We start from the raw sequence: 26637 nt of genomic DNA on the forward strand, positions 1-26637 counted from the left end.
GGTAACCCAACGCGTATTAAGTTTCGATGAGCGAATTACCACTGAGGTATTCAATGGGAAAAGTATAATTCTTCGCCGGCTATTTCCTCAACTTTTTCCGCCGGGCCCGGCTACGGTGGCCAGCAGCCGAAAAGCGCGGTTAGGCGGCCGGTACCCCCCGGCTCAGCTTCGAGTGTTGGTACCCGTATCCGAAGTACACGGCCAGGCCAATGAGCAGCCACACGAAGAACAGCGTCCAGTTGCTGATTCCCAACTGGGTCATCAGGTACAGGTTGATAAGCAGGCCCAGCACCGGCAGCGTCGAGAGCCGCTTGCGAAACGAAAGCACCGCTAACACCAGGCAGAACAGAAAAAACACCAGGGTAGGAATCTGGTGAGCAAAGCCGCCCACTACTTTACCGGTGAGAGCGTCTTCGCGCAGCCACCCATGCTGGCCGCTCACGTCCAGCCAGAAGGCCTGGTTGTCGGCCGCATTGTAGCGGAACAACAGCAGCCCGCCCGCCAGCAGCGTGAGCGGCACCACCCACTGCCCGTTGAGGTACGGCACCTTGAAGCGGGCCTCGGAGCGGCCGTACGGGTCGATGATGAGAATGCCGCCGCACACCAGCGCGAAGGCGAACAGGGTGCCGATGCTGGTTAAGTCGACCACCAGGTCCATGTTGAGGATGAGGGCGGGCACGGCCACGAAAAAGCCGGTGACGATGGTGGCAAACGAAGGTGTATGAAAGCGCGGATGAATCGAGGCAAATACCGAAGGCAGCAGGCCGTCGCGGGCCATGGTCAGCCAGATACGGGGCTGTCCCAGCTGAAACACCAGCAGCACCGAGGCCATGGCAAAGACCGCGCTCACCGCTACCAGGCCCGACAGCCGCGGCAGGCCAATCCGGGCAAACACAAACGAGAGCGGGTCGCCCACACCCAATTCTTTGTACGACACCATGCCGGTGAGCACGAGCGTGATAACAACGTAGAGGACCGTGCAGATGATGAGCGCGTACATCATAGCCTTGGGCAAGTCGCGCTGCGGATTTCTACACTCCTCGGCCGTGGTCGAGATGGCATCGAACCCGATGTAAGCGAAGAAGACCGCCGACACTCCTTTGAGCACGCCGCCCACGCCGTTGGGGGCAAACGGGTGCCAGTTAGCCGGCTGCACGTAGAACGCGCCCACGGCGATAACCACGGCCACGACAATCAACTTCAGCAGCACCAGGATGTTCGATGCGGTTTTGCTTTCCTTGATGCCCACGTACACCAGCGCCGTGATGAGGACCGTGATGGTGAAGGCCGGCAAGTCGGCCACCAGGCGCCAGTTGCCGAACAGAGCCGGAGCCGAGTTCCAGATCTTATAGCCCTCCAGTTGGGCCGCCGACGCCTGGGCCAGGGGCTGGTGAGCCTCCATGAGCGCCATTACGGCCTGGTAATTCTGGTAGGCGCTTTGGGTGCCGGTGGTTAGGTAAGTAGGGATGTGCAGGCCCACACCGTCGAGCAGGCCGGTGAAGTAGTCGGACCAGGAAATGGCCACCACGATGTTGCCCACGGCATATTCCATGATGAGGGCCCAGCCGATTATCCAGGCCGCCAGCTCGCCAAACGAAGCGTAGGCGTAGGTATAAGCCGAGCCACTCACCGGAATGGTAGCCGCGAACTGGGCGTAGCACAGCGCCGAAAACGCGCACGCTACGGCCGTGAAGACGAACAGCAGCGACACGGCCGGGCCGCCATCCAGGCTGGCCTTGCCGATGGTGCTGAAAATGCCGGCCCCGATAATGGCCGCGATGCCCAGCGCCGTCAGGTCGCGCACGGTGAGGTGGCGGGCGAGGCCCCCGGGTGAATGGCCCTCGGCGTCGGCGGGTGGGTTTTGGAGGATGGCCGCGATGGTTTTGCGGCGAAATAGAGACTTGTCGGAGCGCATGTAGGGTGGAAAGGACGGGTTTGAGGGGCAAAAGATAAAGCATAATGCCGGGGGCGTGTGCAATTAGTCCCGCATCGGCATCAGCTAATCAGTCACCGCCTCACTCATTCAAGCCGATGCGCCCAGTTGTTTCCCTGACCATTCCACAGCCTTGCAACGAAAGCTGGGCGGCCATGACTCCTACTGCCACGGGCCGGCACTGCGCCGCTTGTGAGAAAACCGTGGTGGATTTCACCCTGAAAACCGATGCCGAAATTCTGGCCTACCTGGCCGGGGCCGCGCGTAACCGCATCTGCGGGCGCTTCGCGGCGGAGCAGCTGGAGCGGCCGTTGCAGCGCGCCGAGCTGGCTGCTCCAAGGCGCTGGCGGGTCTGGCTGGCGGCGGCCGCGGCGGTGTGGAGCCTGCGCGAAACGATGGGCGTAAAGGCCCAGGCGCAGGTTGTCGTGGAAGCTCAGCGCCAGGCCGGCAGCCCTGCTACTGGCAATAACGAACCAAGCCGCCCCGACCAAGCCGCCCTGCCTTCAGCTTTGCTGATTCGGGGCCGGGTGCTCGATGCGGTTACGCACGAAGAAATGCCCGGCGTATCGGTCCTGCTGGAGGGGACCACCACCGGTACTTCGACGGGTGCTGACGGCAGTTTTGAACTGCACCTTCCAGCCACGGGAGCAGCCGGCGTGGCGCAGGTACGCTTCGTCGCCATTGGTTACGTAACCCAAACGCGGGTGCTGCCCATTGATGGCGGAGCGCAGACCATAAATATAGATATGGTCGGCATGGAGTTAAACGATGTCCAGCTCCAGGGAATGATATGCTACGCGCCGCGGAAGCCGTGGCCGTGGCATCCGCGGGCTTTTTACAACTGGAGTAAACGCTTGCTCACCCAACCATTTCGCAGGAGTGAGTAAACCCTTGTTATGGTTGGTATTCGTTAGCTGTGGGGCACGTGAGGTTCCCCAAACTACTCTAACAAGTACCTTAGCCTTATGGCCACTTCCATTTCCATCCCGCAGCCCTGCGCCCAGCCCTGGGCCACCATGACACCCACCGCCGCCGGCCGCTACTGCGCGGCCTGTGCTACGGAAGTAATCGACTTCACCCACCTGAGCGACGCCGAAATCCTGGCTTATCTGGCCCGGCAAGGTGGCCGGCCGGTGTGCGCCCTGGCCAACCCCTCGCAGTTGGCGCCGTTGCCCACCAGCCGTTGGCGGCGCTGGGTACTGGCCGCGCTGGCCTTGGTGGGCGGGCCTTCGGTTACTTCCTGCGCAACCAAGCCACCCCAACAGCTACCCCGGGCAGCTGCCGCGGCCAGTGACCCAAGTGGCCCATCCGCCACTCCGGCACAGCAGCTCATCATTCGGGGGCAGGTGCTCGATGGTGCCGACGGCAGCCCCGTGCAGGGAGTAAATATCTTCATTAACGACACCGAATTTGGCACGACCACCGACGAAAAAGGCCGGTTTGAGCTGGCATTGGCGCGGAATTGGGCACCCCTTGCCGGCGGTACTGTGGGGCTACGGTTCGAAGGCAATCCGTTCCAGTTTGTGAAACAGACCGTGAACGTAAATGTCCGCGCCACGCCCCAGCCGGGGCCGCTCGTCGTGCGCCTGGAGTCGGTGCCCAACCGCGGCCAGATCATGGGCAAAATCCGGATGCCAGCACCACCCGTAAAGCCACCGCAGCAGTAATTTCAGGAATGGAGTCCTTGCCTGGGTACCGGAATAGGGGCTTGCCTGCCCGCCAAGGCGCATGGGTTCGGCCAGTAGCCGGCGGCTGCCTCAAACCTTTTCGACCCAAAATGCCTTATGGCAGGGTATGAGATTTCTGCGTTTTGCCCTGGTTTGCCTGCTCGCTACGGCCTGCACAGCTCCTAAGCCCACTACCCGCTTCAACCCGCCGGCCACCCGGGCCGAACTGCCCCGGGAGGAGGCTCCCCACCCCAAAAACTCGCTGGAATGGTGGTACCTCACCGGCCACCTTACCGACCAGGCCACCGGCGAGCAGTTTGGCGTGGAGTACGTATTCTTTCACTTCAACCTGAAAGACGGCCAGCAGGACTGGCAAATGGTGAACGTCGCCCTCACCGACCCCCAAGGCCAGCAGTTTCGCTACGACTACAAGCTCGGCAAGCTGCCGCGGCTGCTCACCGACTCGCTGCCGCTCCGCCTGCGCGAGCGGCGGGGCCGCGAAGTCTGGAAGTTCGACGGGCAAGAGGGGGCTTACCATCTGCAAGCGGCCCTCACGGGCAAAAACAACGCTGGCTACGCCCTCGACCTTACCACTCGGCCCACTCGGCCCACGCGGCCCGTGGTGCTCCACAGCGGTACGGGCTACGAAAACTACGGCAAAGGTATCGTGGCCGGCTATTATTCCTACCCGCGCCTGGCCACCACCGGCACCCTCACGGTGGCTGGCAAAACCCGTCAGGTAACCGGTCAGCTGTGGTACGACCGGCAGTGGAACTGCACCACTATCGTGAGCGACAAAGTGGGCTGGGACTGGCTCAGCATTCAGCTCGACCAGCCTCAGGAGGAGTTCATGCTGAACAACCTGCGCAATACGGCCACCGGCGAAACCCTCAACAACGGCACCTTCAGCCGCGCCGATGGCTCCAACCAGCACCTGAGCGGCCCCGACTTTCAGCTTACGCCCCTCACGTACTGGACCAGCCCTAAGTCCAAAAAGAAGTACCCCGCCACTTGGCGCGTGCAAGTGCCCAGCCAGGGCTACGACCTCACGGTGGAGCCCCTGGTGCCCCAGCAGGAGCTGGCCCTGCGCTTCTTCCACGCTTTCACTATGTATTACTGGGAAGGCATGTGCCGCGTGAAAGGTACCCACCACGGTCAGCCCGTAACGGGCCAGGCTTACGTGGAAATCACCAACCGGTAGTAGCCCACCCCCTTTACGGTGTCCGCTGTGCCGTGCTACCGTTTGTCGTCCACCAACGACCAGGGGAGGCCGTAGAATCAGCGGCGGTGGCCTGCTCTGGGGTGGTGCGCCGGCTTGGAGCCGTCGTACTACTACTTGCTGAAAGCCGTTGCAGGCCCCCAAAGCACGATAGTGGTACGACGAAGCCCGGCGGGCGATTCATCGCACCACCACCCCAGGGCTAACCACTGCCGAATCAGCGAGCAAAAAGATAGGTGCCGGTGTGGCAGGTTGTTTGAGGATAATGCGGCCCGGGGCGCATGCCACGGGGCTTTTCAACTATACAGGGTGGCCCGTGCTTACTGGTTCAGCACGATTCGAAAGGTGGTGCCCCGGCCCACTTCGCTCCATTTCACGAAGAGCTTGCCGCCGTGGTAGTTCTCGATGATGCGCCGGGCCAGGGCCAGGCCCAGGCCCCAGCCGCGCTTTTTGGTGGTGAAGCCGGGCATGAACACGCTTTCGAGCTTGTGTTTGGGGATGCCCTTGCCGGTGTCGGTGATGTCGACGGCCACCTGGCGGGGTGGGATGCCCCGCCGGTACCAGGACCGGCGGGTACGCACCCGCCGCAGGTGCAGCGTAATGGAGCCGCGGCCGTTCATGGCGTCGACGGCGTTTTTGCAGATGTTTTCAACCACCCAGTCGAACAGCGGCACGTTGATGCGGGCGGGCGTGTCGAGCGGCAGGTCGGTTTCGATCTTGAATACTATTTTCTTCGACACCCGGCTTTGCAAATACTCAATGGCGTTGCGGGTAGTGTGGAACAAGTTCTCGTCCTTGAGCATGGGCACCGAGCCGATGTTGCTGAACCGCTCGGTAATAATTTCTAGCCGCCGGATGTCCTTGCCCAGCTCTTCCACGATGGGCTCATCTTTGAACCGTTCGGAGTCCCGTAGGTAGTTCTGCCAGCCCACCAGGCTGCTCAGCGGGGTGCCCAGCTGGTGGGCGGTTTCTTTGGCCAGGCCCACCCACACCCGGTTTTGTTCGGCCCGGCGCGACGAGCTGAACGCGAAGTAGGCAATGATGCCCAGGCAGCCAATCACCACCAATTGCACCAGCGGATAGGTGCGCAGCTGCCGCAGCAGCTGCGAGTCGCGGTAGAAGATGTAGTTGACCTGCCCGGCCCCAAACTTCACCACAATGGGCGGGTGCTGCTGCTTCATGAACTGCAGCTCATTGTCCAGCAGCTGCACGGAGTCGGCCGGGGCTAAGTGGGCCGGCAGCCCGATGTTTTTGGCGCTGATGATGTTCTGGCCATCACTCAGAATAACCGGAATGGTGGCGTTCGCGTCGATAATCTCGTTGAAAACAAACAGCGTGTTCGAGTCCGACTCCGAGTTGATGATGAACTCCTGCGCCTTGGCGTACAGCCGGATCTGCTGCTGCTCCCGCTCCGACACGCGCTGCACCAGCAAGTTGGTGTAGATGACGGTAGCCGCCCCAATCAGCAGGGCCAGCACCGCAATCAGAATTTTAAGGCGAGATTTTTGGTCGTAAATCGGGAGCATCAACGGGTAAGTCCTGGTAGTAATGAGAACGTCATGCTGCGTTCAGCATGACGTTCTGAGTTAGCGAGTAGGTCGCCCTATTCTTCTAAATTTTATTGCCTTAGCTCACCGGCACGGCTTCGCTGCTGGCAATTTCCTGCAAAATCTCCAGCACCACGTCCGGCGTTTCGGCATCGACCAGGCGGGTGCGCCAGGCCTTGGCGCCTTCCAGCCCGCGGAAGTAGTGGGCGTAGTGGCGACGCATTTCGAAGATGCCCACCCGCGGTCCTTTCCACTCGATGCTCTTGTCGAAGTGCATGCGGCACATGGCCACCCGCTCGTCCAGCGTGGGCGGGAGCAGCAGTTCGCCGGTGGCCACGTAGTGCTTGATTTCGCGGAAAATCCAGGGGTAACCGATGCTGGCCCGGCCCACCATCACGCCGTCGACGCCGTAGCGATTCTTGTATTCGAGGGCTTTTTCGGGCGAAGTAATGTCGCCGTTGCCGAAGATGGGAATGCGAATGCGGGGGTTGTCCTTGATTTTGGCAATCAGGCGCCAGTCGGCCTCCCCCTTGTAGAGCTGCACCCGGGTGCGGCCGTGCACGGTGAGGGCCGCGATGCCGATGTCCTGCAGCCGCTCGGCCACGTCTTCCACGTTTTTGCTGCCCTCGTCCCAGCCCAGGCGGGTTTTTACCGTCACGGGCAGGTGGGTGTTTTTGATGACGGCGGCCGTCATTTCCACCATCTTGGGAATGTCGCGTAAGAGCGCGGCCCCGGCCCCGCGGCAAGCCACCTGCTTCACCGGACAGCCGTAGTTGATGTCAATCAGGTCGGGCCCGGCCTCGGTGCTGATGGCCGCGCACTCGCCCATGGTGGCCACGTCGGACCCAAACAGTTGGATGCCAATAGGGCGCTCGTAATCAAACACATCCAGCTTCTTCCGGCTCTTGGCGGCGGCCCGAATCAGCCCTTCCGAGGAAATGAACTCGGTGTACATCAAATCCGCTCCGTTGGCCTTGCACACCGCGCGGAAGGGTGGGTCGCTCACGTCCTCCATCGGAGCAAGCAGGATGGGGAAGTCAGGAAGCTGAATGTTACCTATGTTGACCACGGGGATATCTTAATTAGTTGGCCGAATGTTGGGTTTGACTGAATGTGATGATTGATAGAACGTCCTGCTGAGTGGAGCTGAAGTAGGACGTTCTCTGCCGGATTCAGTTGCTGCTTACAGCTAGTGCTGCTACTCTAGGATTATCGGGATTAAGTGAAATCTGCGGTAAATTTACGCTCTTCCCAACTAGCCATCTTCCATGAAAGGTTTCCTGCCCCGCAGCCTGCACCCTGGCCTCCAAATCCTTCTGCTGCTGGTGCTGATGGTGGGGGCGGCCTGCGTGGGCTACGCCGGCTTTTTCGCCGCCGCCCAGCTTGGGTTTGGGCTTTCCATGCTGGAAGTAGGCAAGGTGGTTACCTACCCGTCGGCCTACCCGCAGGGTTGGGGCTTGTTGATGCTGTTTCAGGGGGTGCTGCTCTTCTGCGCCTGCGCGGGCGGGGCGTTGGCGCTGGCGCCGGTGCTGGGCCATAGCTGGGCGGAGTATTTCAGCCCGCGCCGGCTGGGAGCGGGCTGGTGGTTGCTGGCCGCCGCCGTGCTCATCATCGTGATTCTGCCCTTCATGTCCAGCCTCATTGCCTGGAACGCCGGGGTGCACTTCCCCCACGCCCTGCACGACTTCGAGGTGTGGGCGCGGGCCAGCGAAGACCGGGCCCAGAGCCTGACCAAATTCCTCACCCAGTTTAATTCCCCGGCTCGCTTCCTGATTGGAGTGGTGGTCATTGCCGTGGTACCAGCCGTGGGCGAGGAGCTGGTGTTTCGGGGCGTGATTCAGAAAAACCTGGTCCGCTGGTTCTCACCCCACCTGGGCGTGTGGTTGGGGGCGGCCATTTTCAGTGCCATCCACTTTCAGTTTTTTGGGTTCGTACCGCGGTTTGTGCTGGGCCTGGTGCTGGGGTATTTATACCTCTGGAGCGGCAATATTCTCGTGTCGATGGTTGCGCACTTCACCCAAAACGCCTTTCAACTGCTACTGGTGTACCTCGCCCAACAAGGACAGTTCGGCCGGGGCTTCGACCCGGATTCGACCGAGACCCTGCCGTGGTGGCTGGTTGGGCCCTCGGCGGTGCTCACGGTGGCCCTGCTGTATTTTCTGTATCAGCGCCTAACAGCTCCGCCCGCCCCCAGCGCCATGCTCACCCTCAGCAGCAACGGCGTGGCCGTGCACCGCCGCGACGCTTGATGGCAGTTTGGTGGTTGAACCGACGCGTTCTGAATAATAAAAAACATCGGTAATTGCGCGACGTAAAGTAAGCTTCATACTCCCTCCCGCATTGTCCGACTCTACACCGCCACCCACCGCCGCCAAGCGCGGACCCAGCAACCTGCGCCTGCGCGTTATTTGGGGCGCCGCCGGCGCCACGGCGCTGCTGGGCAGCGTCTGGTTCAGCCCGTGGACGTTCGGGTTGTTCTTCGCCTCCGTGCAAGCCGTGATGCTGTGGGAGTTTTACCGGATGATGCGGGCGGGCGGGTACGCGCCCGCCACATGGATTGGCATAGGAGCAAGCCTGCTACTTTTCGGCGGAACATTCGGTTTACTGGAAGATGGACTAGGCGGTATTCCGTCCTTGGACAGTTTTTTTAACGCCATTAGCGCCGTCACCAATATCGGGTTGCTGTGGCGAGGACTGGCCATTTTACTGCCCATCCTGCTATTAGTGCGGGAGATGATAAAATGGCCGGCGCACCCTCAGCCCTTTAGCAACGCGGCTACCGCCTTTTTTGGCATCATGTACGTCAGCCTGCCCATGACCCTGTTGCTGGTTGTTGCCTATGGTGGCGGCAGCTACGACTACCGCCGCATCTTTGGTCTGCTCTTCCTCATCTGGGCATCCGACATTGGGGCTTACGCGGCCGGCAAGACCTTCGGCCGGCACAAGATGGTGCCCAGCATCTCGCCCGGTAAAACCTGGGAAGGCTGGGCCGGCGGCTTTCTGATGACGCTGGTGGTGGGCTGGGGCCTGAAATTTATGCTCCCCGATGTACCACTCGCGCACCGCCTCGTCGCGGCTAGCGTGGTGGCCGTATTTGCTCCCCTCGGCGACTTGGCCGAGTCCATGCTCAAGCGCAGCGTAGGGGTGAAAGATTCGGGCACCAGCCTGCCCGGCCACGGCGGGCTACTGGATCGGTTCGATGCTTTTCTGCTGGTGTTGCCGGTGCTGGCGCTGCTGCAATTGCTGGCGTAGCACCCCGCACCGGTCATTTAGCGCCCGGCAGCTCGAGTCGTTCGGGCCGCGCGATGAATTGGGGCAGCCTCGCTGCGGCTGCGTTAAAGGGTCGCCAGCACTCTGGGTTGGGCAGCGAAAAGACGCACCCGACCACCCCGGCTTCGCGTATCGGGCAGGCTGGATCGAATAATCTTTGCGCTTAGGGGATATATGGGCCCGGCTCTTGGCCCGAGCCGCCGAAAACGTTTGCGCCCAATCGGCTTACCATCTTCCCAAAAGCAATACCTTTGCGCCCCTAAACCATCGGCGCACTCCCACCCAACACTTATTCACTAACCCTTTATCTGAATGGCAGCCCACACCGTGTACAAAGAGCCAGCTCCGCTACTCGACCGCGAAAATCCGCTCGAATCCATGATGTCGCGTTTCAACATCGCCGCTGAAATCCTCGGCCTCGACGACGAAACGTACAACGTTCTCAAAGCGCCCGATAAGCAGGTTATCGTGAACCTGCCCGTGACGATGGACAATGGCAAGCTTCGGGTGTTCGAGGGCTACCGCGTAATTCACAACACCATTCTGGGCCCCTCGAAGGGTGGCATCCGCTACGACAAGCACGTGCACCTCGACGAGGTGAAGGCCCTGGCGGCCTGGATGACCTGGAAGTGCGCCGTCGTGGACATTCCTTACGGGGGCGCCAAGGGTGGCATTATCTGCGACCCTACCACCATGAGCGCCGGCGAGCTGGAGCGCCTCACTCGTGCCTACACGCTGGCCCTGAAAGATGTATTTGGCCCCGACCGTGACATCCCGGCCCCCGACATGGGTACCGGCCCGCGCGAGATGGCTTGGCTGATGGACGAATTCTCGAAGACCTCGGGCGCTACCTCACCCGCCGTGGTAACGGGCAAGCCCCTGGTAATGGGTGGCTCGCTGGGCCGCACCGAGGCCACCGGCCGCGGCGTGATGGTTTCGACCCTGGCCGCGCTGGCCAAGCTGGGCCTGGAGCCAACGGCCGTTTCGGCCGCCGTGCAGGGCTTTGGCAACGTGGGCTCCTGGGCCGCGAAGCTGCTCTTCGACAAAGGGCTTAAAATCAAAGGCGTTAGCGATATTTCCGGTGCCTACTGGAACAACAACGGCATCAACATCGACGACGCCATTGCGTACAAGAACGCCCACAACGGGCGCCTCGAAGGCTTTAGCGGCGCTGACTTCATGAACCCCGACGACCTGCTAACCTCTGACGTGGATGTGCTGGTGCCCGCCGCCGTGGAGGATGTAATCACCGAGCACAACGCCGGCAACATCAAGGCTAAGCTGATCGTGGAAGGAGCCAACGGCCCCACTTCGGCTTCGGCCGACCCCATCATTAACGAAAAAGGCATTATGGTGGTGCCCGACATTCTGGCCAACTCGGGCGGCGTGACGGTGTCGTACTTCGAATGGGTGCAGAACCGCCAAGGCTTCAAATGGACCGAGGAGATGGTGACTGAGCGGGCCGACCGCATCATGTCCGACGCCTTCGAGAAGGTGTACAAGACCAGCCAGAAATATAAAATCCCGATGCGCATCGCGGCCTACGTCGTGTCCATCGATAAAGTGGCCCAGACCTACCGCTTCCGCGGTGGCTTCTAGGCCGTAAAGGGCAAGAACCAAAACAAAATTGATGAATTACACGAATGGAGCTTAGCCACCGTGTATCTGTCAATCCATTTGAGAGGCACGGGCTGCGCAGTCCGTGCCTTTTTGCTGTTCATTGTTGACCTTTGTTCCACTCAATGGCTTCGTTATGCGGCAGCCGCCGTTGAGCCAGACTCACCCAAGCTCATCTATCAGTCGAAACGGACTCGCTTAATTCGTCAGATTCGTTTCAATTCGTGATTATGAAAGTTCACAAAGAAGGAAGACGCATCCTGTTCGTTACGCTGCTGGTTTTACTGGCCCTTAACTTACTGGTATTTAATTTCAACAAGGGCGCTGACCTGGTCAACCGGCTGTTTGCCGGGGCCACGGTCATCATCTTTTTGTTGATCCTGCAGTTCTTCCGCAGCCCGTTTCGCCACCTGTTCACCCACGAAGACCTGTTGCTGGCCCCGGCCGACGGCAAGGTGGTGGTGATTGAAAACGTGTTTGAGCCCGAGTATTTCGAAGATGAGCGCAAACAAATCAGCATCTTCATGTCGCCCATCAATGTACACGTAACCCGCAACCCGATTTCGGGCCTGGTGAAGTACTTCAAATACCACCCCGGCAACTATCTGGTGGCCTGGCACCCCAAAAGCAGCACCCAGAACGAGCGCACCACCGTGGTCGTGGAGAGCGACGCCGGCCCGCTGGTGCTCTTCCGGCAAATTGCCGGAGCCATGGCCCGCCGCATCGTATGGTACGTGAACGAAGGCGACGAAGTAAGCCAGGGCGAAGAGTTCGGCTTCATCAAGTTCGGCTCACGGGTCGATGTATTCGTACCCATCGACGCCGAAGTGAAGGTGGAACTCGGCCAAAAAGTAAAGGGCGGCGAAACCGTCATCTGCCAGCTGAAACTCTGATCCACGGACCACGGATTCGCTCGGATTTTTCGGATTACACGGATTTTGTAGACGGGGCGTGTAAAGCCCAATTAAGCAGAAAGGCTACTCAACTGAGTAGCCTTTCTGCTTAATTGAGAACTTTGTTGGAATATGCATGCGCCGTTCACAAAATCCGTGTAATCCGAAAAATCCGAGCGAATCCGTGGTTACAGGATGTGGGGTACGAACTCGGATAAATTGGTGATTAGGCCCGGCTCGCGTCGGAAGCCGATGGCGCAAGCTTCGCCGGCCCAGAAGACGCCAGCCTGGTAGCGGCGGCCTTGGCCATCGGTAGGTAGCTCGGCCCAGCGTTGGTAGAGCTGGGGCTGGTGGGCGAAGTCGCCGGGAACCTCGGGGCCCGGGCGGCCGTCGGGCTGGATTTCGGTTACGTTCTGGCCTTCGCGGCCCAATACAGGCTTGCGCACGTGGTGGTTGGGTAGGGGGCTAAGCTTGGCTTCGAGTAGCAGCGGGTGGTGCGGAAAAGTGTCCCACAGGTGCGCTAGTAATCCTTTGCTCTGGAATAGCAGGCTATAGGCCGGGTTGGCAATAACTACGTCGCGGGTGAGTAGGAGCTGGCTAAAGTCGGCGGTGAGCTCGGGCTCTTCCTCGGCCAGGATTTCCCAGGGTACGAGCTTGAAAAGAAAGTCGAACTTCTGCCACTGCCCCGGCACCGTTTCGGCCCACACGCCGCGGTCTTCGCCCGCTATCCCCACTTTCATGTCGTCGATGGGACAAATAAACGTATCGGCGAAGCCTGCGGTGCGGGCGGCTTCGGCCAGCACGGCGCAGTTGGCTTCGTCTTCGGCACTGCCGGGCAGGTACACGAGCAGCAGGGTGGCTTGCCGGTCGTTGTTAAGGGCGCGCCAATGGCGAAACTGGTCTTCGAGGCATTCGAATAAGCCATTGGCCTGGCGGCCTTCGCCCGACTGCCCCGCCGCGACTAGGCTGGCCCACTGCACTACGGCGGTTTCGGGCAGGCTGGTGGCCGTATCAGCGTTAAATTCCAGCAGCTTGGGGCCCTCGGGTGTCATGGCCAGGTCGAAGCGGCCGTAGAGGTGCCAGTGGCGTTCGTCGTTCCAGGAATGCCGAACGGCCGACCACAGGTTGGACGGGATGGCGAGCCGTTGCAGAAAGTCATCGGGGATGGGGTCCGGAATGGCGGCCACCAGCATGTCGTAGAGCGTATCAGCGGCCTGCAGTAGTGCCTCGGCGTCGCTTTCGGCGAGCTGCACGGCTTCGCGGGCGACGTAGTTCCGGCAGGCATCTTCAATGGCCCAGTCCCAGCCTAAAGTGCGCACGGCCGGGGAAACATCGCCGGTGAGGGGAAGTAGGTTGATTTTCATTGAAGGGGGGTGTCGGGAGAGTCGTTTAGATAGGCTGAGAAGCGCGCTGGCTAAGGATGCCGCTAGCGGGCGTCTGCGACGGGTTGCCAGCTGGTTTTGTGTTTGTAACGCGATCCTACTCTAAGGGCCCGCCGGCGGTGCGTCACAGACGCCAGGCCAAGGGGGTAGCTCATCTTTCTTATTTAGCCTAATTTAGCAAAAAAGAGCAATCCCATGATTATTAATGAAAATAATGTTCCGACTGGTAAATACCATAAGGTGAGGATGCTCAATGTGAGTCCAAATGCATAGTTCCAGTTTTGATTTGACCAAAGTGAGTAGAGCCAAGTTAGCCATAAAAGTCCAAAGACAATAAATAAAGGGCCAAGTTTGAAAACATTTATGTTAAGCTTATAGAAAATATTCGCCCATGGGCCTGGTTTTTCAGGGCCAATAAACTTGCCTTTGACCATTACAAATACGCCATCAAGAAGCATATAACTTCCGTTTAAAAGCCCAAGTACGGTTATTAATGCCTTCATTATACCCTCTTATGTGCCTGTTTATTTGATGAGTTTTGTACTAGGTATTAACTCAAATTACTGCCAAAGAAACTTGGCTGATGCTGTCAAATTATATCATGGAATTAACTATAGGATATTGGTTTCGGTTGTTGTGTCGAGAGATGCGTTGACATAAAACTTAAACAATATTTTAGTCATGATAGAATAAAAACACTCCTGAGCCATGCAGAAAAAACGTGTGCCGACGCCACAAGAGGGCTGATCTTTATCTAATAATTTATCAATTCGTAATAAGCACCTAGCCCTAGTAGAGCCTGGAATAGGCGGAGGAACTGCCCAGGGCTTTACCAAACGGTAAGGGCTCGTTGGTACGGACCTCATCCGCCGAACCCCCGGAAGCCGCCGCGGCTGCCAAATCTGCTGCTGCGGCCTGTCGGCGCACTGTTGCGGAAGCTAGGCCGGGGCGAGCTGAGCAGGGTCGAGCGGCTCTCCTGAATGCCCGCGTTGGGGGAGCTGCGCCGCCCGGCAAAGCCGCGCCCAAAAAAGCTGCGGCCCTGGTCCTGGCGTTCGCGGGCCACGTTGGCGCGCCAGCCTTGGTTGCGCTGCAACAGGCCGGGGGTGGCGTAGTAGCCGGGGTTGGGGGTGATGAAGCGGCCGGCCATGTAGCCGATGCCGCTCCACATCAGTACATCCATCAGGCCCGTGCCCTGGGCGCGGTTCTCGGGGTACTGGCGGCTGTAGTCTTGCATTTGGCGCTGCAGGGCCTGCCCTTGCAAGGTATCGGTTTTGCCATCGAAGTGGTGGAGCACGGCGGCCACTTCTTCCTTGCCGGCGGGGCGCTCAGCGGTGATTTTCCATTCCCCGGGCTTTACCTCAGTCAGCTCGGTGATGACGCCCTGGCTGTAGGTTTCGCCACCCCAACTACCTTCGGCGCCGTTGTCCTCGTCGCGGTCGGCATTGCCGTTGGAGCAGGCCGGCAGCAGGAGGCCAAAGCTGCTGGCGGCGGCAACCAGGAGCACGTTACGGCGCCAGTTGCGGAGGGGATGGAAGTGCTTTTTCATGGCAAAGAACAAAACTTAGGAACAAGGGACAGACGCATTCGGGCGACTGGTCGTGGCGGACGCGGTTGGGGTGGCGCAGTGCCCACCCATGCTACCGAGGCCCGGTCCCCAAGCTATAAAAGAACCAGTTCTGGGGCGGCTTTAGCCGGGCCGACCGTCTAATGAATATTTCAACTGACCCTAAAACCAGCGGGCCGCCAGTTGCATGATTCGTTCGAGTGCGGCTTGGTCGTCGTGGTCGAAGTCGTTCAACTGGTTGCTGTCAACATCCAGTACGGCTACTACCTGGCCTTCCTTAAAAATGGGTACCACAATTTCAGATCTGGAATCCGAGCTGCACGCAATGTGGCCGGGGAAAGCCTCCACGTCGGGCACGACGATAGTTTCGGCCCGGGCCCAGCTGCTGCCGCACACGCCTTTGCCGTGGCGGATGCGGGTGCAGGCAATGGGCCCCTGGAAAGGCCCGAGCACCAGCTCATTGCCCTTCACCAGGTAAAAGCCTACCCAGAAGAAGCCGAACGCCTGGCGCAGGGCCGCCGCAGTGTTGGCGAGGTTGGCGACCAGGTCGGGCTCGCCGGTGGTGAGCGCTTCAATTTGGGGCAGGAGCTGCCGGTATTGCTCGGCCTTGGTGAGGGTGGAGTCGAGGGCGAGGGTTTCAGCCATGGCGAAAAGTGTTCAAATGGAGTAATGGCGCAGCTCTCACGAAGTTATACCGCCGTGCTGGCGGCAATCAACAGACCTGGAGGCTGGCGCCGGTTGCAAAAATGGCCAAACGGCGCTATTCGAGCCCCGAGCCGTGACTACTAAAGCTAAACCGGCAACTGGCGAAATCAGCTTCGAGCAGCTCGGGTAGGGCAGTAGGCGCTATTTTTTGGAGCTGCCCATCGTGCCAGCAGCGGAGGAGCCCATCGGGCAACTGGTCGAGGCAAGTCACCAGCAAATGTTTGGGCAAGCCCGGCGAAAAAGTGGCATCACAAGCCAGTGCGTAATTGAGGAGCTCAGTAGACAGCGGGCCGGCCCGAAAATGGCCCTGGTAGTCGTTCAGCTGGTTGGTTTCCTGCGCCGTGTTGATGAGGGAGAGCGGCGCCTCGTGGGGCAGGGGCCCGGCGCCGTGGCGGGTATGATAAGCCCGGGTGACGTAGTAGATTTCGGCTATCGCGGCCAGGGCGGGATGATTGCGGCGGAGCAGCGCCAGCGCATTGGCAGCAGTGGTGCGGCTCCGCGTAACGTGCGGAAACAGGCCAAAATCCATATCGAGCAAAATGCCCTGCGCGCCCTCAAAAACGTAGGTTTGCCAGGGCGCGCCCGGGCCGAAAACAGCCGCCTCCGCTACGAACTGAATAATCCCTTCCGCGTGTAGCCGGCTGAGCTCGCGGGCGTACTCCGCGAAGCGCCGGTCTTCGGCATTGTGGTCGAGCTGATCGAAGTCGAAGCTGGTTTCAGCCCGGATGCGGGCCCGGTAATGAGCGCGGATTTGCCCCAGCTTGTGGCCATATACGGTCGGAAAGCGCAGGTCCTGGGCGTAGAGCCGCGGGGGCGTGTGCTCGTGGCGCTCGACGGTAGCTCCGAAGCCCAGGCCGCAGCTGCCATGGCGGGCTGCCCCGCGCGCCGTTTCCAGCGCGCGGTTGTATAGCACATCATAATGCGTGGTGACGGGGCAAAGCGCGTCTACCAGTAGGCGCGGGGCGGCTCCGGCTGCTCGCAGCGAGGCGTACTCTTTCAGCACCGAGCCTGGCGAGAACGTGCAGTGAGCCGACCAATAAGTGGGCACGCCGCGCAAGGTGCCGGCGCCGAAATTAGAGAAAACGTGGCGCTGCCCGGCCGCGGTAGCCACGGTATGGCCCGCCTGGTGGCCGCCGTTGAAGCGCACCACCAGCGGCGTTTCCCCCCGCGCCAGGGCCTGGCCACAGAGCCAGTCGGTGGTCAGGCCCTTGCCTTCGTCGCCGAATCCCAGCCCGATTACGATGTGCGCCCGTTTCGTCACCTGCTTAAAGCTTGAAGATGCCGCCTAGCCAGCTCTTTTTAGTGGTGGCCAGGCCCTGGGAGGCGTGCACCAGCGCGTGCTGCACGGTACCGGCCGTTTTCTTGTCGAACGAGGCCAGAATATCCTTCAGCTCAACTCCGTGGACGAGGGCCACGGCGGTGGCAATGGTTTCGGCAATGGCGTTGTAGTCATCGAGAATGATGAGCCGCTCGCCCAGGATCTTCTTCCAGTAACCCAGCACATGGGGATCGTCGCGATAGCTGCCCTCGTTCACGTGGATGTGGAATACGTGGTAGCTACGCTGCGCTTCTTCGAGCAGCTGCTGGTCGGTAAGGTCCTCAGCTTGGGGGTAGCCCATGATGGCCTTGAGGGCATTGGCCTGGAGTACATCCCAGGCCGCTTCGTCGCCAATGGTGAACAGGAAACCTTTCTGGCCGCGCTTTTCGAAACAGTCGCACGAGGTGTGCCGGGCGGCAAACAGCCAGGCCAGCGTGTACGATTCGCGGTTCTGGCCCCCGCCGTTGCCCTCCAGGTAGATGCTGGTCAGCCACTGGTCCAGCTCGGCCGTGCCACTCTCAAACTGCCCTACTTGCAGCGGAAATCGGTCGGAGAGATGGTCGCCGAGGCCCCCGAACAGAATTTGGGGGTGCGCCACACCGTGGTCGATGAGCGTGTTCATGAGCGGGCCCAGCTTTTCGCGCACCAAAATTTCGGGAATGCGGCCCATGCTCCCAGTTTCGTCCAGAAACACGGCAATGGCCAGCGACTCCGGGTGAGTGTCTGAATCCCGGCTTTCCCGAAATTTCACCCCCTTGGGCAGCATCTGGTCGTCGGCGCGGCCACTGCGGTTATTGGTGAAAATATCGTCGGCGCTGCTGCCGACGCGGGTGTCTTTGAGGAAGTCGTACGCATCGTCCGACCATTTCGTGTAGCCCATGAGATTAAATATTTAAAGGGTGAAATTCTCGTTTCGGATAAAGCTGACGCAGCAGTTTCCGGTATTCCGTGAAGGCGACAAAAGCGTTTTGCTGCGGCTTAAGCAGGAAGTTTACCAGGCGCTCGTCCACGGTCGCACGCAGCCGTACCCCGTTGCCCGACGCGTCGCCAAGCAGGCAGACTGCCGTGCGTTGAGCCAAGGCTAGGTCGATGCCCGGCGCCCCGCGCTTGGCGGCAAAGGTGGCGTCGGGGTACCAGAGACGGTACTTACCCGAAATGGTGGAAAGCGGCCCGTTCAGCGACGTCATATGGTAAAACGACAGACATACCAGCCCATGGGTTTCGGGCACCAGCGCCAGCGACTCCGGGTTGAAGCCGGCGTGGCAAAAGCCCGCTTGATGCAGCCAGGCCACGAATTCCAGCATCCGGCTCAGTATCCAGGCCACGTGTTGGGCCGGGAGCACCAGCCCGGCCAGCGGCACCACCCGGGCGGCCGTGGTAGCCAGCAGGGCCGGGCCATCCCACGTCAGGGCTGCCGGCAGGTACTGGTGAAAATGCTGGGCGGCCGGGTCGCGAAGGGCCATCAGGCGCTGATAGTTGGCCCGCGACTGGTGCAATAGCGTGTGCTCGCCCTCGAAGCGCAATTGGTTGCCGGGCAACACGCGTAGCAGGCCGGCATCGTCGGTCAGGCGAAGCAGGGCTTCCAGCTGCTCCACATACTGATTGAGGCGAGCCACGGCGTCGGTGGCGTGAGGGAGCTGGCACACATCGGGGTGCAGCAGCTTAAGGTAGGCCAGGTATTCCTTCCGGTAGTTGAGGCGGGTAAAAACGTCGTCGGGAGAGCGGGAGGCAAGGATTTTGGAGAGCAGCGCCTGGGCATCCATACACAAACGAGAAGGGAAAGAGAGGTAACTCCGCCGCAGACCGGCAAGTTACAAGGATGTTCTTGAAAAAGTGCATCACCATCCCATTCAATACCTCTGCCGCGAGCCGGCAAGTTACTCATTTACATACCAAAACAGCTCATCGGGACCAACGTTGGTGCGACTGCGCAGGCCACTCAACCCCAGGCGCGGCGCGGCAATGCCCTGCCCCAGCTTCAGGGGCGCGCGGAATACCCGGATCTCGTCCCACAAGCCGGCGTTCAGCAGCGCGTTCAGTACCGTGGGCCCGCCTTCAACCAACACCGACTGGACCTGGCGTTGGTACAGGTCGGCCAGCACCTGGGGGATGAGGTCGTCGGCTTCGGATACCGGCACCAGGTCGAGGTTGGCGGCGTGGTAGGGCTGCCGGTACGTGTAGATCAGCGTGGGCTGCGAGCCGTCGAGCAAGTAGTGGGTAGGGGGGAGGCTCAGGTTTTTGTCGATGACGAGCCGGGTGGGCTGGGGGCCGGGCCAGTCGCGCACGTTCAGGCGGGGGTTGTCGTGCAGCGCCGTGCGCGTGCCCACTAAAATGGCCTGCTCCTCGGCGCGCCACTGGTGGGTGAGTAAGCCGGCCTGGGGGCTGCTGATTCGCACCGGCTGAAAATAGCGCCCGGCCAAGAAGCCGTCGGCGGTTTCCGCCCACTTCAGCACCAGGTAGGGCCTCTTTTTTTCGTGAAAGGTGAAGAAGCGGCGGTTGAGCCAGCGGCCTTCGGCGGCCAGCAGGCCGGTTGTTACGCGCACCCCCGCCGCCCGCAGCTTCTCGATGCCGCGGCCGGCCACCAACGGAAAGGGGTCGTCGTTACAAATCACGACTTCGGGCACGCCCCTGGCAATGAGCAAGTCGGCGCAAGGCGGCGTTTTGCCGTGGTGGGCGCAGGGCTCCAGGGTCACGTACGCGCGGCTGGTAGGCAACAGCGACTGGTCGGCTACGGCCGCCAGGGCGTTTACTTCGGCGTGCGGGCCGCCGTACTGCTGGTGCCACCCCTCGCCAATAATGCGCCCTTCGTGCGTAACCACGCAGCCTACCAATGGGTTAGGGCGTGCGTAGCCCGTGCCGAGGTGCGCCAGGTCGAGGGCGCGCCGCATGAAAGTGGCCTCTGCGGTTTTCATGCGGCGAAGGTAGCGCCCGGGCCGTACCCAGTACCCAGGCCTTGAACCTACCTTTACGGCCATGACTGTCCGCGAATTCACGGCCTCCCTGACTTCGGAGCTCCAACCCCTCTACCCGGCGCGCGAAGCCCAGGCTATTGCCGCGCTGGTGGCCGAGCACTTGCTGCACCAGGATGCCCTCCAGCGCGTACTAAATGCCCAGGCAACGGTGCCGGCTGCCGCTCTGGCGGAGCTGCCGGCCGTGCGGGCCCGGCTGCTGGCTCACGAGCCGGTGCAGTACGTGTTGGGCACGGCCGATTTCGATGGCATGGCTTTGGAAGTGACCCCGGCTACCCTCATTCCCCGGCCCGAAACCGAAGAACTGGTGCAAGTCATTACGCAGGAACAGCGCGGCCGGGCCGGCCTGCGGGTGCTCGATGTCGGCACGGGGTCGGGCTGCTTGGCCCTGGCGCTAGCCCGCGCCCTGCCCACCGCCACGGTGGTAGGCATCGACATCTCGGCAGAGGCCCTGGTCGTGGCTCGTCGCAACGCGGCCCGCTACGCCCCGGCCGTGAGCTTCCAGCAAGTCGATATTTTGCAAGAGTTGCCCGCCGGCCTTGCGGCGGGTACCCTCGACGTGCTGGTGAGCAACCCGCCTTACGTCCGCGAAAGCGAGCGGCCCCTGATGCGCGACAACGTGCTGGCCTGGGAGCCCGCTACCGCCTTGTTCGTGCCGGATGAGGACCCCTTGCTGTTTTATCGCCGGCTGCGCGAGGTTGGCCAGGAGTTGCTTTGCCCTGGAGGAGTGGTATATTTGGAAATCAATGAGGCGCTTGGGGCCGAGACGGCGGCGTTATTCGAAGGGCACGGGTTCGACGCCGTGCGCGTGTTGCCCGACCTGTTTGGCAAAGCGCGCGTGGTCTGTGGCCGCCGCCAATAGCGACGCTGGTGTACCAGCAGCGAAGTCGGAGCCCATCTTTGCACCGGCTGGGCCCCGTTTCGAGTAGTAAGAAATTCAAACAAGCCCCCCGATTCGGGGTTATTCGCCCAGCACCCATACCTTCTACCTTTTTCCATCTTTTCAGCTTCAATCTATCTCATGAGTCAAGAGCCAAATTCCACGCCCGGTGAAAACGGCACGGCCGTGACCGGCAGCGGCAGCGCCCAGGACGGTCGCCTGGCCGCCGGCGAGCAAGCCCAAACGCTGACCACTCGCCAGGGCCACCCCGTTTACGACAACCAGAACTCGCGCACCGTGGGCAACCGCGGCCCCGTGACGCTCGAGAATTATCAACTGCTCGAAAAAATCAGCCACTTCGACCGGGAGCGGATTCCGGAGCGCGTGGTGCACGCCCGCGGGGCAGGGGCCCACGGCGTGTTCGAAGCCTATGGCAAGGTGGGCGACGAGCCCATTGAGAAGTACACCCGCGCCAAGCTGTTCAACCAAGCGGGTAAGCAAACGCCGGTGTTCGTCCGCTTCTCAAGCGTGATTCACGGCGGCCACTCGCCCGAAACCCTGCGCGACCCCCGGGGCTTCGCGGTGAAGTTCTACACCGAAGATGGCAACTGGGACCTGGTGGGCAACAACCTGAAGGTGTTCTTCATTCGCGACGCCCTCAAGTTTCCGGACATGGTGCACGCGCTCAAGCCCGACCCGGTAACCAACCGTCAGGACGGTGGCCGCATCTTCGACTTCATGAGCAACACGCCCGAGTCGTTGCACATGCTCACCTTCCTGTTCTCGCCCTGGGGCATTCCGGCCAATTACCGCCAGATGCAGGGTGCCGGCGTAAACACCTATAAATGGGTGAACAAAGAGGGAGTGGGCGTACTGGTGAAATACCATTGGGAACCTCTGCAAGGCGTCAAAAACCTGACCCAACCCGAAGCCGAGCAGATTCAAGCCAAGAACTTCAACCACGCCACCGAGGACCTCTTCGAAGCCATTGAAGCCGGCAACTTCCCCAAATGGGAGTTGTGCGTACAGATCATGGAAGATGGCGAACACCCCGAGCTAGACTTCGACCCGCTCGACGACACCAAGCTCTGGCCCGAAGACCAGTTCCCCCACCTGCCCGTGGGCATGATGACCCTGGACCGCAACCCCGACAACTACTTCGCCGAAGTAGAGCAGGTAGCCTTCGGCACCGGGGTGCTGGTCGACGGCCTCGATTTCTCGGACGACAAGATGCTGCAAGGCCGCACCTTCTCGTATTCCGATACCCAGCGCTACCGCGTGGGCACCAACTACTTGCAGTTGCCCATCAACGCGCCCAAAAAGCACGTGGCCACCAACCAGCGCGATGGGCAGATGACCTACCACGTCGACACGGCCCCCAACCAAAACCCGCACGTGAACTACGAGCCCAGCTCGCTCAACGGCCTCGCCGAGAGCCCCCGCGCGGGCAAAGACCACGAGCCGATGTACAACGCGCCGCTGGTCCGTCAGAAAATCGACCGCCGGGGCGACATCGACTTCAAGCAGGCCGGCGAGCGCTGGAATCTGCATGAAGACCGGGAGAAGGATGACCTGATCAACAACCTGACCGACGCCTTGAGCGCCGCCACCCCGGAAATTCAGAACCGCATGGTGGAGCTATTCACGAAGTGTGACGCCGAATACGGCCGCCGCGTACGCGAAAGCCTCGAAAACGCCGCCAAGAACCCCAGCGCGGCCACCAGCCGCTACATGGGCCGCCGTCGCACTTCCGCCGCCGGGAAAGAGCCCGAGGCCGTGCAGCAAGCCGAGGAAATGGCGCACGCCGCCAAGCCATACTAACCTCACCCCCTGACCCCCTCTCCGTGGGAGAGGGGGCACCGGTTATGCCCTTAAGCCCATGAGCATAAGTAAGCGTACGAAAAAGAACGCCCTGCTTCGACCAGTTCAGCATGACGCCCTAAAACACTACGATTACTTCTGGTTGACTACTTAGAGTCGTTTTCTAGTCAGTGTACACGATGTCAGGCTCCCCTCTCCTGTGGAGAGGGATTTGCCCCGTAGGGGTCCCGTGAGGTTTTCCCGCCTGCGCCCGGTACACGGAGTTCAATAACGCTATAGTATGTATCCATCAGAAAACAAAAAAGCCCGCTGTTTGGCGGGCTTTTTTGTTTTCTCAAGATATCGGATGCCAGTTGAGCCGAACCGGTACCCCCTCTCCCGTGGAGAGGGGGGCCACCCCGTAGGGGGCACGTGAGGTTTCAACCTACAAGTTCTCCAGCACGAAATTCGTCATTTGCCGGTACAAGTGCAGGCGGGTATTGCCACCCGCAATGGCATGATTGCGGTTGGGGTAGTACAGTGTCTGGAAGTCCTTGTTGGCATTGATGAGCGCGTTGACGAAAGCGATGGAGTTCTGGAAGTGCACGTTGTCGTCGCCCGTGCCGTGCACCAGCAACAGCTTGCCTTTCAGATTCCGGGCGAACTGCACGGGCGAGTTCTCGTCGTAGCCGGCCGGGTTTTGCTGGGGCGTTTTGAGGTAGCGCTCGGTGTACACGGTGTCGTAGTAGCGCCAATTGGTGACGGGAGCCACGGCAATGCCCATTTTAAAAAGGTCGGCATTTTTGGTCATGGCCAGCGAAGTCATGTAGCCGCCGTAGCTCCAGCCCCAGATGCCGATGCGGGATTTGTCGACGTAAGGCAGCGTCGCCAGGTACTTGGCGCCCTCGCCCTGGTCGATGGTTTCGAGCTTGCCCAGGTTGGCGTACGTGGCCTTGCGGAAAGCCGAGCCCCGGCCCGAAGTGCCCCGGTTTTCCACCGACACTACGAGGTACCCTTTTTCGGCCAGCAGCTGGTGCCAGAGGTAGTTGGTCAGAGCCGTACCCCCGCCCGCATTGTCAAGTACAGTTTGGGTGCTGGTAGTGCCGAAGCTCGGTCCTCCGTACACGTGCATTAGCACCGGGTACTTTTTGGCCGGGTCGAAGTTGCTGGGTTTAATCATCCAGGCGTTCAGCTCCACGCCTTCCGAGGTTTTGAAGGTGAAGAACTCCAGCTTACCCAGGTTGTACTGCGCCAGCGTTTGGCGCAGCTTGGCGTTGTCTTCCAGCGTTTTCACCAGCTTGCCCGTGGAGCCTTCGCGCAGGCTGGTTACGGCCGGTACCCCCGCCGAAGAATGAACATTGAGGAAGTATTTGGTGTCCGGGCTCATGTTCACCACGTCGGTACCGTTGCCGGCCTCGCTGATGCACTTTTTGTCGGTTCCCTGCAGGTTGATGCGGTACAAGTGGCGCTGCAGGGGCGAGCCCTCGGTACTGGTGTAGTACACGTAGCCGCTCTTGGGGTCGAAGCCGTTGATAGCGCTGATTTCCCAGTTGCCTTTCGTAACCTGACGCACCAGCTTCCCATTCATCTCGTGCAGATAAAGATGCTGGTAGCCGTCCTTTTCGCTCGTGAAAATAAATTGCTTGCCCCCAGCCAAGTACTGCAAGTCGTCGTTTATTTCGACGTAAGCCGGGTTGGTGTCGGTCACTACCACCTGGGTTTTGCCGGTAGCGGCATCGGCGTGCAGAATTTCGAGCTTGTTCTGCAAGCGGTTCAGGCGCTGAATGCTGAGGATGTTCGGCTGCTGCGTCCACATCACCCGGGGGATGTACTGGTCGGGCTCGGGGCCCACCTCCATTTTCACGGTGCGGGCCGTGGCCACCTCGTAGGTTGATACGCTGACGACCGAATTTTTTTCGCCCGCTTTGGGGTATTTAAAGCGGTACTCCTTGGGGTAAAGCTCGCCCCACTGCTGCATGTCGTACTCCGGCACCTGGCTCTCGTCGAAAGTGTAATAAGCGAGCCGCTTGCTATCGGGCGACCAGAAAAAGCCCTGGGCAAAGCCGAACTCCTCCTCGTACACCCAGTCGGCCGAGCCGTTAATGAGCTTGTTGGGCACACCGTCGGTGGTTACGGCCGTTTCCTTCATCGTAGCCAGGTCGGTCACAAACACGTTGTTGTCGCGGGTGAACGCCACTCGCTGTCCGTCGGGCGAGAACGTGGCGTACCCCTGCTTACCCCCCGCACTCAGTTGCGTCAGTTTTTGGCTGCTACGGTCGAACACGTAGTAGCTGGCGCGGGCACTGCGCCGGTAAATGGGCTCGGTAGCGGTAGTGAACAGCACCTTCTGCTCGTTGGCGTTGAAGGAATAGCCGTCCACATCCAATGACCTGCCGCCGGGCACCTGCAAGGCCGAAGCGGCCACCAGCGTTTGCACGGCTTTGCCCGTGGTTACCTCGTGCTGCACGAGGTTGCCAGCCTCCAGGGCTGAATAGTAGCGGCCGTCGTTCATCCAGTTAAAACCCGGCACACTGGCCGAACGGAACGTGGGCTTGGCCCAGATATCTTCCAAGGTCAAGGGCAGCTTCTGCTGGGCCCGTAGCGGAGTGGTGGTAAAGCCCGGTACCAGGGCCGGACCGTGAGCGGCCAGTAGCGCGGCCAGCGCGAAAAAGCGAAAACGCATAAACGAAAACGTCGGGAGCGAAATAAGGGGGAGAACCGAGCGTTAAAGGTAATAGCCACTAGCAGCACCCTGGCAGGCCGCTGGCTCCGCTACCTTTGCATTATGCGTTTTTACCCTCTATTCTTGCTTCTGCTGTCCGGCCTGCTGGGCGCTTGCTCCAAAACTGCGGCTCCCGTTCAACTCGATTTCGTTGGTGCCGCCGGGCTCACTTCCGGCAACGCGACGGTGGGGTCTAACGATACGCTCACGACCAGGGCCTACGCGAGGGGCAACGATAACCAGCTTACTCGCCTGCGCATCACGGTTACGTACGAGCCGGGCCTCAACCCCATTCTCTACCCCGTGCCAATTTCGAGCTTTGACCCCAACGCGGCGCCCGGCCCGCAAACCATCGTCTACCTCGATTCCCTTATAACCCCCCTGCTGGACGCGAGCAGCAATCCTCCCCGGGGCGGTGAGCACCTGTTTATCAACCGGTTTTCCGCGCGGGCTACTTCCGGCACCGAGCTTTGGCAGTACACCGTATCTGATAATGCCGGGGGAAGCGCCACCCGGGCCTACCGGCTCACGGTGCGTAAGGCTGACTCTGCGGCCGTATTTCACAGCTACAGCTTGTCGCTGCGGCCCCGCGCCACCGCAAATTCGGGCACGGCATCCCGGGTGTTTTTGAGCTTAGGCACTGGCTTGTTGTTGCCCAAGTATTCCGTGTTGAGTAAGCAATTCCAAGCTGACTTGTGGCCCAACCAGCGGCTTGTCGACTTGGTGTGCATGGTAGGTAGTAACGGCCTAACCTTGGAAGCACCAGCTCATATTAGGCCGCGGACCGAGCAGTGGCCCAATCCACGCGTTACCCGCCTCCGTCGTACGAGTGTTAGCGCTGATGACTTCGACAAGGCGTTAACAGTTAACGATTTTAGCAGTGCATTCAATGGGGGGCAGCTTTTCGCCAACTCTCTTGATAGCCTCACCACCGGGGCTCTGAATAAAAATCAAGTGGTCGCCTTTAAGACCACTGAAGGAAAAGCCGGCTTGCTGCTGGTGTCCGATGCGGTGCTGGGTACCTCACCGGTGCTGACGTGCCGAGTCAAGGTTCAGAAATAAGCTTCTTGCTTCTTTACGCCGGGTTAAAACCTAAAAAAGGCTGCCCTTAGCACGGGGCAGCCTTTTTTACGGACGGATTCGCGATCTGG

The 26637-nt window shown here is 60.5% G+C and carries 22 protein-coding genes; 10 read left to right on the top strand and 12 right to left on the bottom strand.

Annotation, left to right across the window (positions count from 1 at the left end):
• Positions 1–139: 139 nt before the first annotated feature.
• Positions 140–1915 (bottom strand): amino acid permease, encoded by a 1776-nt coding sequence (locus tag IC235_RS14400; RefSeq protein WP_191005891.1) that lies wholly within the window; start codon positions 1913–1915, stop codon positions 140–142.
• Between the two features lie 116 nt (positions 1916–2031).
• Here IC235_RS14400 and IC235_RS14405 point away from each other — a divergent pair, with 116 nt between their 5' ends.
• From IC235_RS14405 to IC235_RS14415, 3 genes are all read left to right on the top strand, one after another.
• On the top strand, positions 2032–2820 hold the full coding sequence (locus IC235_RS14405; RefSeq protein ID WP_191005892.1) for a carboxypeptidase-like regulatory domain-containing protein: 789 nt from the start codon (positions 2032–2034) through the stop codon (positions 2818–2820).
• Between the two features lie 78 nt (positions 2821–2898).
• Positions 2899–3600 (top strand): carboxypeptidase-like regulatory domain-containing protein, encoded by a 702-nt coding sequence (locus IC235_RS14410; protein WP_191005893.1) that lies wholly within the window; start codon positions 2899–2901, stop codon positions 3598–3600.
• A 127-nt stretch (positions 3601–3727) separates the two neighbouring features.
• Positions 3728–4801: a lipocalin family protein gene (locus IC235_RS14415; protein WP_191005894.1), complete on the top strand. Its 1074-nt coding sequence runs from the start codon at positions 3728–3730 to the stop codon at positions 4799–4801.
• 338 nt (positions 4802–5139) lie between these two features.
• Here the strand turns inward: IC235_RS14415 and IC235_RS14420 are convergent, their stop codons facing one another.
• Complete coding sequence (locus IC235_RS14420; RefSeq protein ID WP_191005895.1) at positions 5140–6345, bottom strand: ATP-binding protein; 1206 nt, start codon at positions 6343–6345, stop codon at positions 5140–5142.
• A 100-nt stretch (positions 6346–6445) separates the two neighbouring features.
• A complete protein-coding gene (gene dusB / locus IC235_RS14425) occupies positions 6446–7435 on the bottom strand; it encodes a tRNA dihydrouridine synthase DusB (RefSeq protein WP_191005896.1) in 990 nt (329 codons plus the stop codon).
• 199 nt (positions 7436–7634) lie between these two features.
• Between dusB and IC235_RS14430 the strand changes: the two genes are divergently transcribed.
• From IC235_RS14430 to IC235_RS14445, 4 genes are all read left to right on the top strand, one after another.
• Entirely contained in the window at positions 7635–8615 is a 981-nt protein-coding gene (locus IC235_RS14430) for a CPBP family intramembrane glutamic endopeptidase (RefSeq protein WP_191005897.1), read from the top strand.
• Between the two features lie 91 nt (positions 8616–8706).
• Positions 8707–9618: a phosphatidate cytidylyltransferase gene (locus IC235_RS14435; RefSeq protein WP_191005898.1), complete on the top strand. Its 912-nt coding sequence runs from the start codon at positions 8707–8709 to the stop codon at positions 9616–9618.
• A 330-nt stretch (positions 9619–9948) separates the two neighbouring features.
• Positions 9949–11235, top strand: coding sequence for a Glu/Leu/Phe/Val family dehydrogenase (locus IC235_RS14440; RefSeq protein ID WP_191005899.1), 1287 nt, complete (start codon positions 9949–9951; stop codon positions 11233–11235).
• A gap of 248 nt (positions 11236–11483) precedes the next feature.
• Entirely contained in the window at positions 11484–12146 is a 663-nt protein-coding gene (locus IC235_RS14445; RefSeq protein WP_191005900.1) for a phosphatidylserine decarboxylase family protein, read from the top strand.
• 188 nt (positions 12147–12334) lie between these two features.
• Here IC235_RS14445 and IC235_RS14450 read toward each other — a convergent pair whose 3' ends face one another.
• The 8 genes from IC235_RS14450 to ribD all read right to left on the bottom strand — a co-directional run bounded on the left by IC235_RS14450 (position 12335) and on the right by ribD (position 20027).
• A complete protein-coding gene (locus tag IC235_RS14450; RefSeq protein ID WP_191005901.1) occupies positions 12335–13510 on the bottom strand; it encodes a glutathionylspermidine synthase family protein in 1176 nt (391 codons plus the stop codon).
• A 182-nt stretch (positions 13511–13692) separates the two neighbouring features.
• Positions 13693–14031, bottom strand: a complete 339-nt coding sequence (locus tag IC235_RS14455) for a hypothetical protein (protein WP_191005902.1) — start codon at positions 14029–14031, stop codon at positions 13693–13695.
• A gap of 359 nt (positions 14032–14390) precedes the next feature.
• Positions 14391–15074 (bottom strand): hypothetical protein, encoded by a 684-nt coding sequence (locus tag IC235_RS14460; RefSeq protein ID WP_191005903.1) that lies wholly within the window; start codon positions 15072–15074, stop codon positions 14391–14393.
• A gap of 180 nt (positions 15075–15254) precedes the next feature.
• Positions 15255–15737 carry a GAF domain-containing protein gene (locus IC235_RS14465; RefSeq protein ID WP_191005904.1) on the bottom strand — a complete coding sequence of 161 codons (483 nt, stop codon included), beginning with the start codon at positions 15735–15737 and terminating at the stop codon, positions 15255–15257.
• Positions 15738–15852: 115 nt separating this feature from the next.
• Positions 15853–17058 carry an adenylosuccinate synthetase gene (locus tag IC235_RS14470; protein ID WP_191005905.1) on the bottom strand — a complete coding sequence of 402 codons (1206 nt, stop codon included), beginning with the start codon at positions 17056–17058 and terminating at the stop codon, positions 15853–15855.
• Between the two features lie 4 nt (positions 17059–17062).
• Entirely contained in the window at positions 17063–17995 is a 933-nt protein-coding gene (locus tag IC235_RS14475) for a hypothetical protein (RefSeq protein WP_191005906.1), read from the bottom strand.
• Positions 17996–17999: 4 nt separating this feature from the next.
• Positions 18000–18878 (bottom strand): hypothetical protein, encoded by an 879-nt coding sequence (locus IC235_RS14480; protein ID WP_191005907.1) that lies wholly within the window; start codon positions 18876–18878, stop codon positions 18000–18002.
• 114 nt (positions 18879–18992) lie between these two features.
• Positions 18993–20027, bottom strand: coding sequence for a bifunctional diaminohydroxyphosphoribosylaminopyrimidine deaminase/5-amino-6-(5-phosphoribosylamino)uracil reductase RibD (gene ribD, locus IC235_RS14485; protein ID WP_191005908.1), 1035 nt, complete (start codon positions 20025–20027; stop codon positions 18993–18995).
• A 61-nt stretch (positions 20028–20088) separates the two neighbouring features.
• Here ribD and prmC point away from each other — a divergent pair, with 61 nt between their 5' ends.
• Positions 20089–20946 carry a peptide chain release factor N(5)-glutamine methyltransferase gene (gene prmC / locus IC235_RS14490; RefSeq protein ID WP_191005909.1) on the top strand — a complete coding sequence of 286 codons (858 nt, stop codon included), beginning with the start codon at positions 20089–20091 and terminating at the stop codon, positions 20944–20946.
• Positions 20947–21105: 159 nt separating this feature from the next.
• Positions 21106–22785, top strand: coding sequence for a catalase (locus tag IC235_RS14495; protein WP_191005910.1), 1680 nt, complete (start codon positions 21106–21108; stop codon positions 22783–22785).
• Positions 22786–23209: 424 nt separating this feature from the next.
• Here IC235_RS14495 and IC235_RS14500 read toward each other — a convergent pair whose 3' ends face one another.
• A complete protein-coding gene (locus IC235_RS14500) occupies positions 23210–25447 on the bottom strand; it encodes a S9 family peptidase (RefSeq protein WP_191005911.1) in 2238 nt (745 codons plus the stop codon).
• A gap of 123 nt (positions 25448–25570) precedes the next feature.
• Here IC235_RS14500 and IC235_RS14505 point away from each other — a divergent pair, with 123 nt between their 5' ends.
• A complete protein-coding gene (locus IC235_RS14505; RefSeq protein ID WP_191005912.1) occupies positions 25571–26548 on the top strand; it encodes a hypothetical protein in 978 nt (325 codons plus the stop codon).
• Positions 26549–26637 lie beyond the last annotated feature (89 nt).

Source organism: Hymenobacter montanus (assembly GCF_014699115.1).
Classification (GTDB): Bacteria; Bacteroidota; Bacteroidia; order Cytophagales; family Hymenobacteraceae; genus Hymenobacter; species Hymenobacter montanus.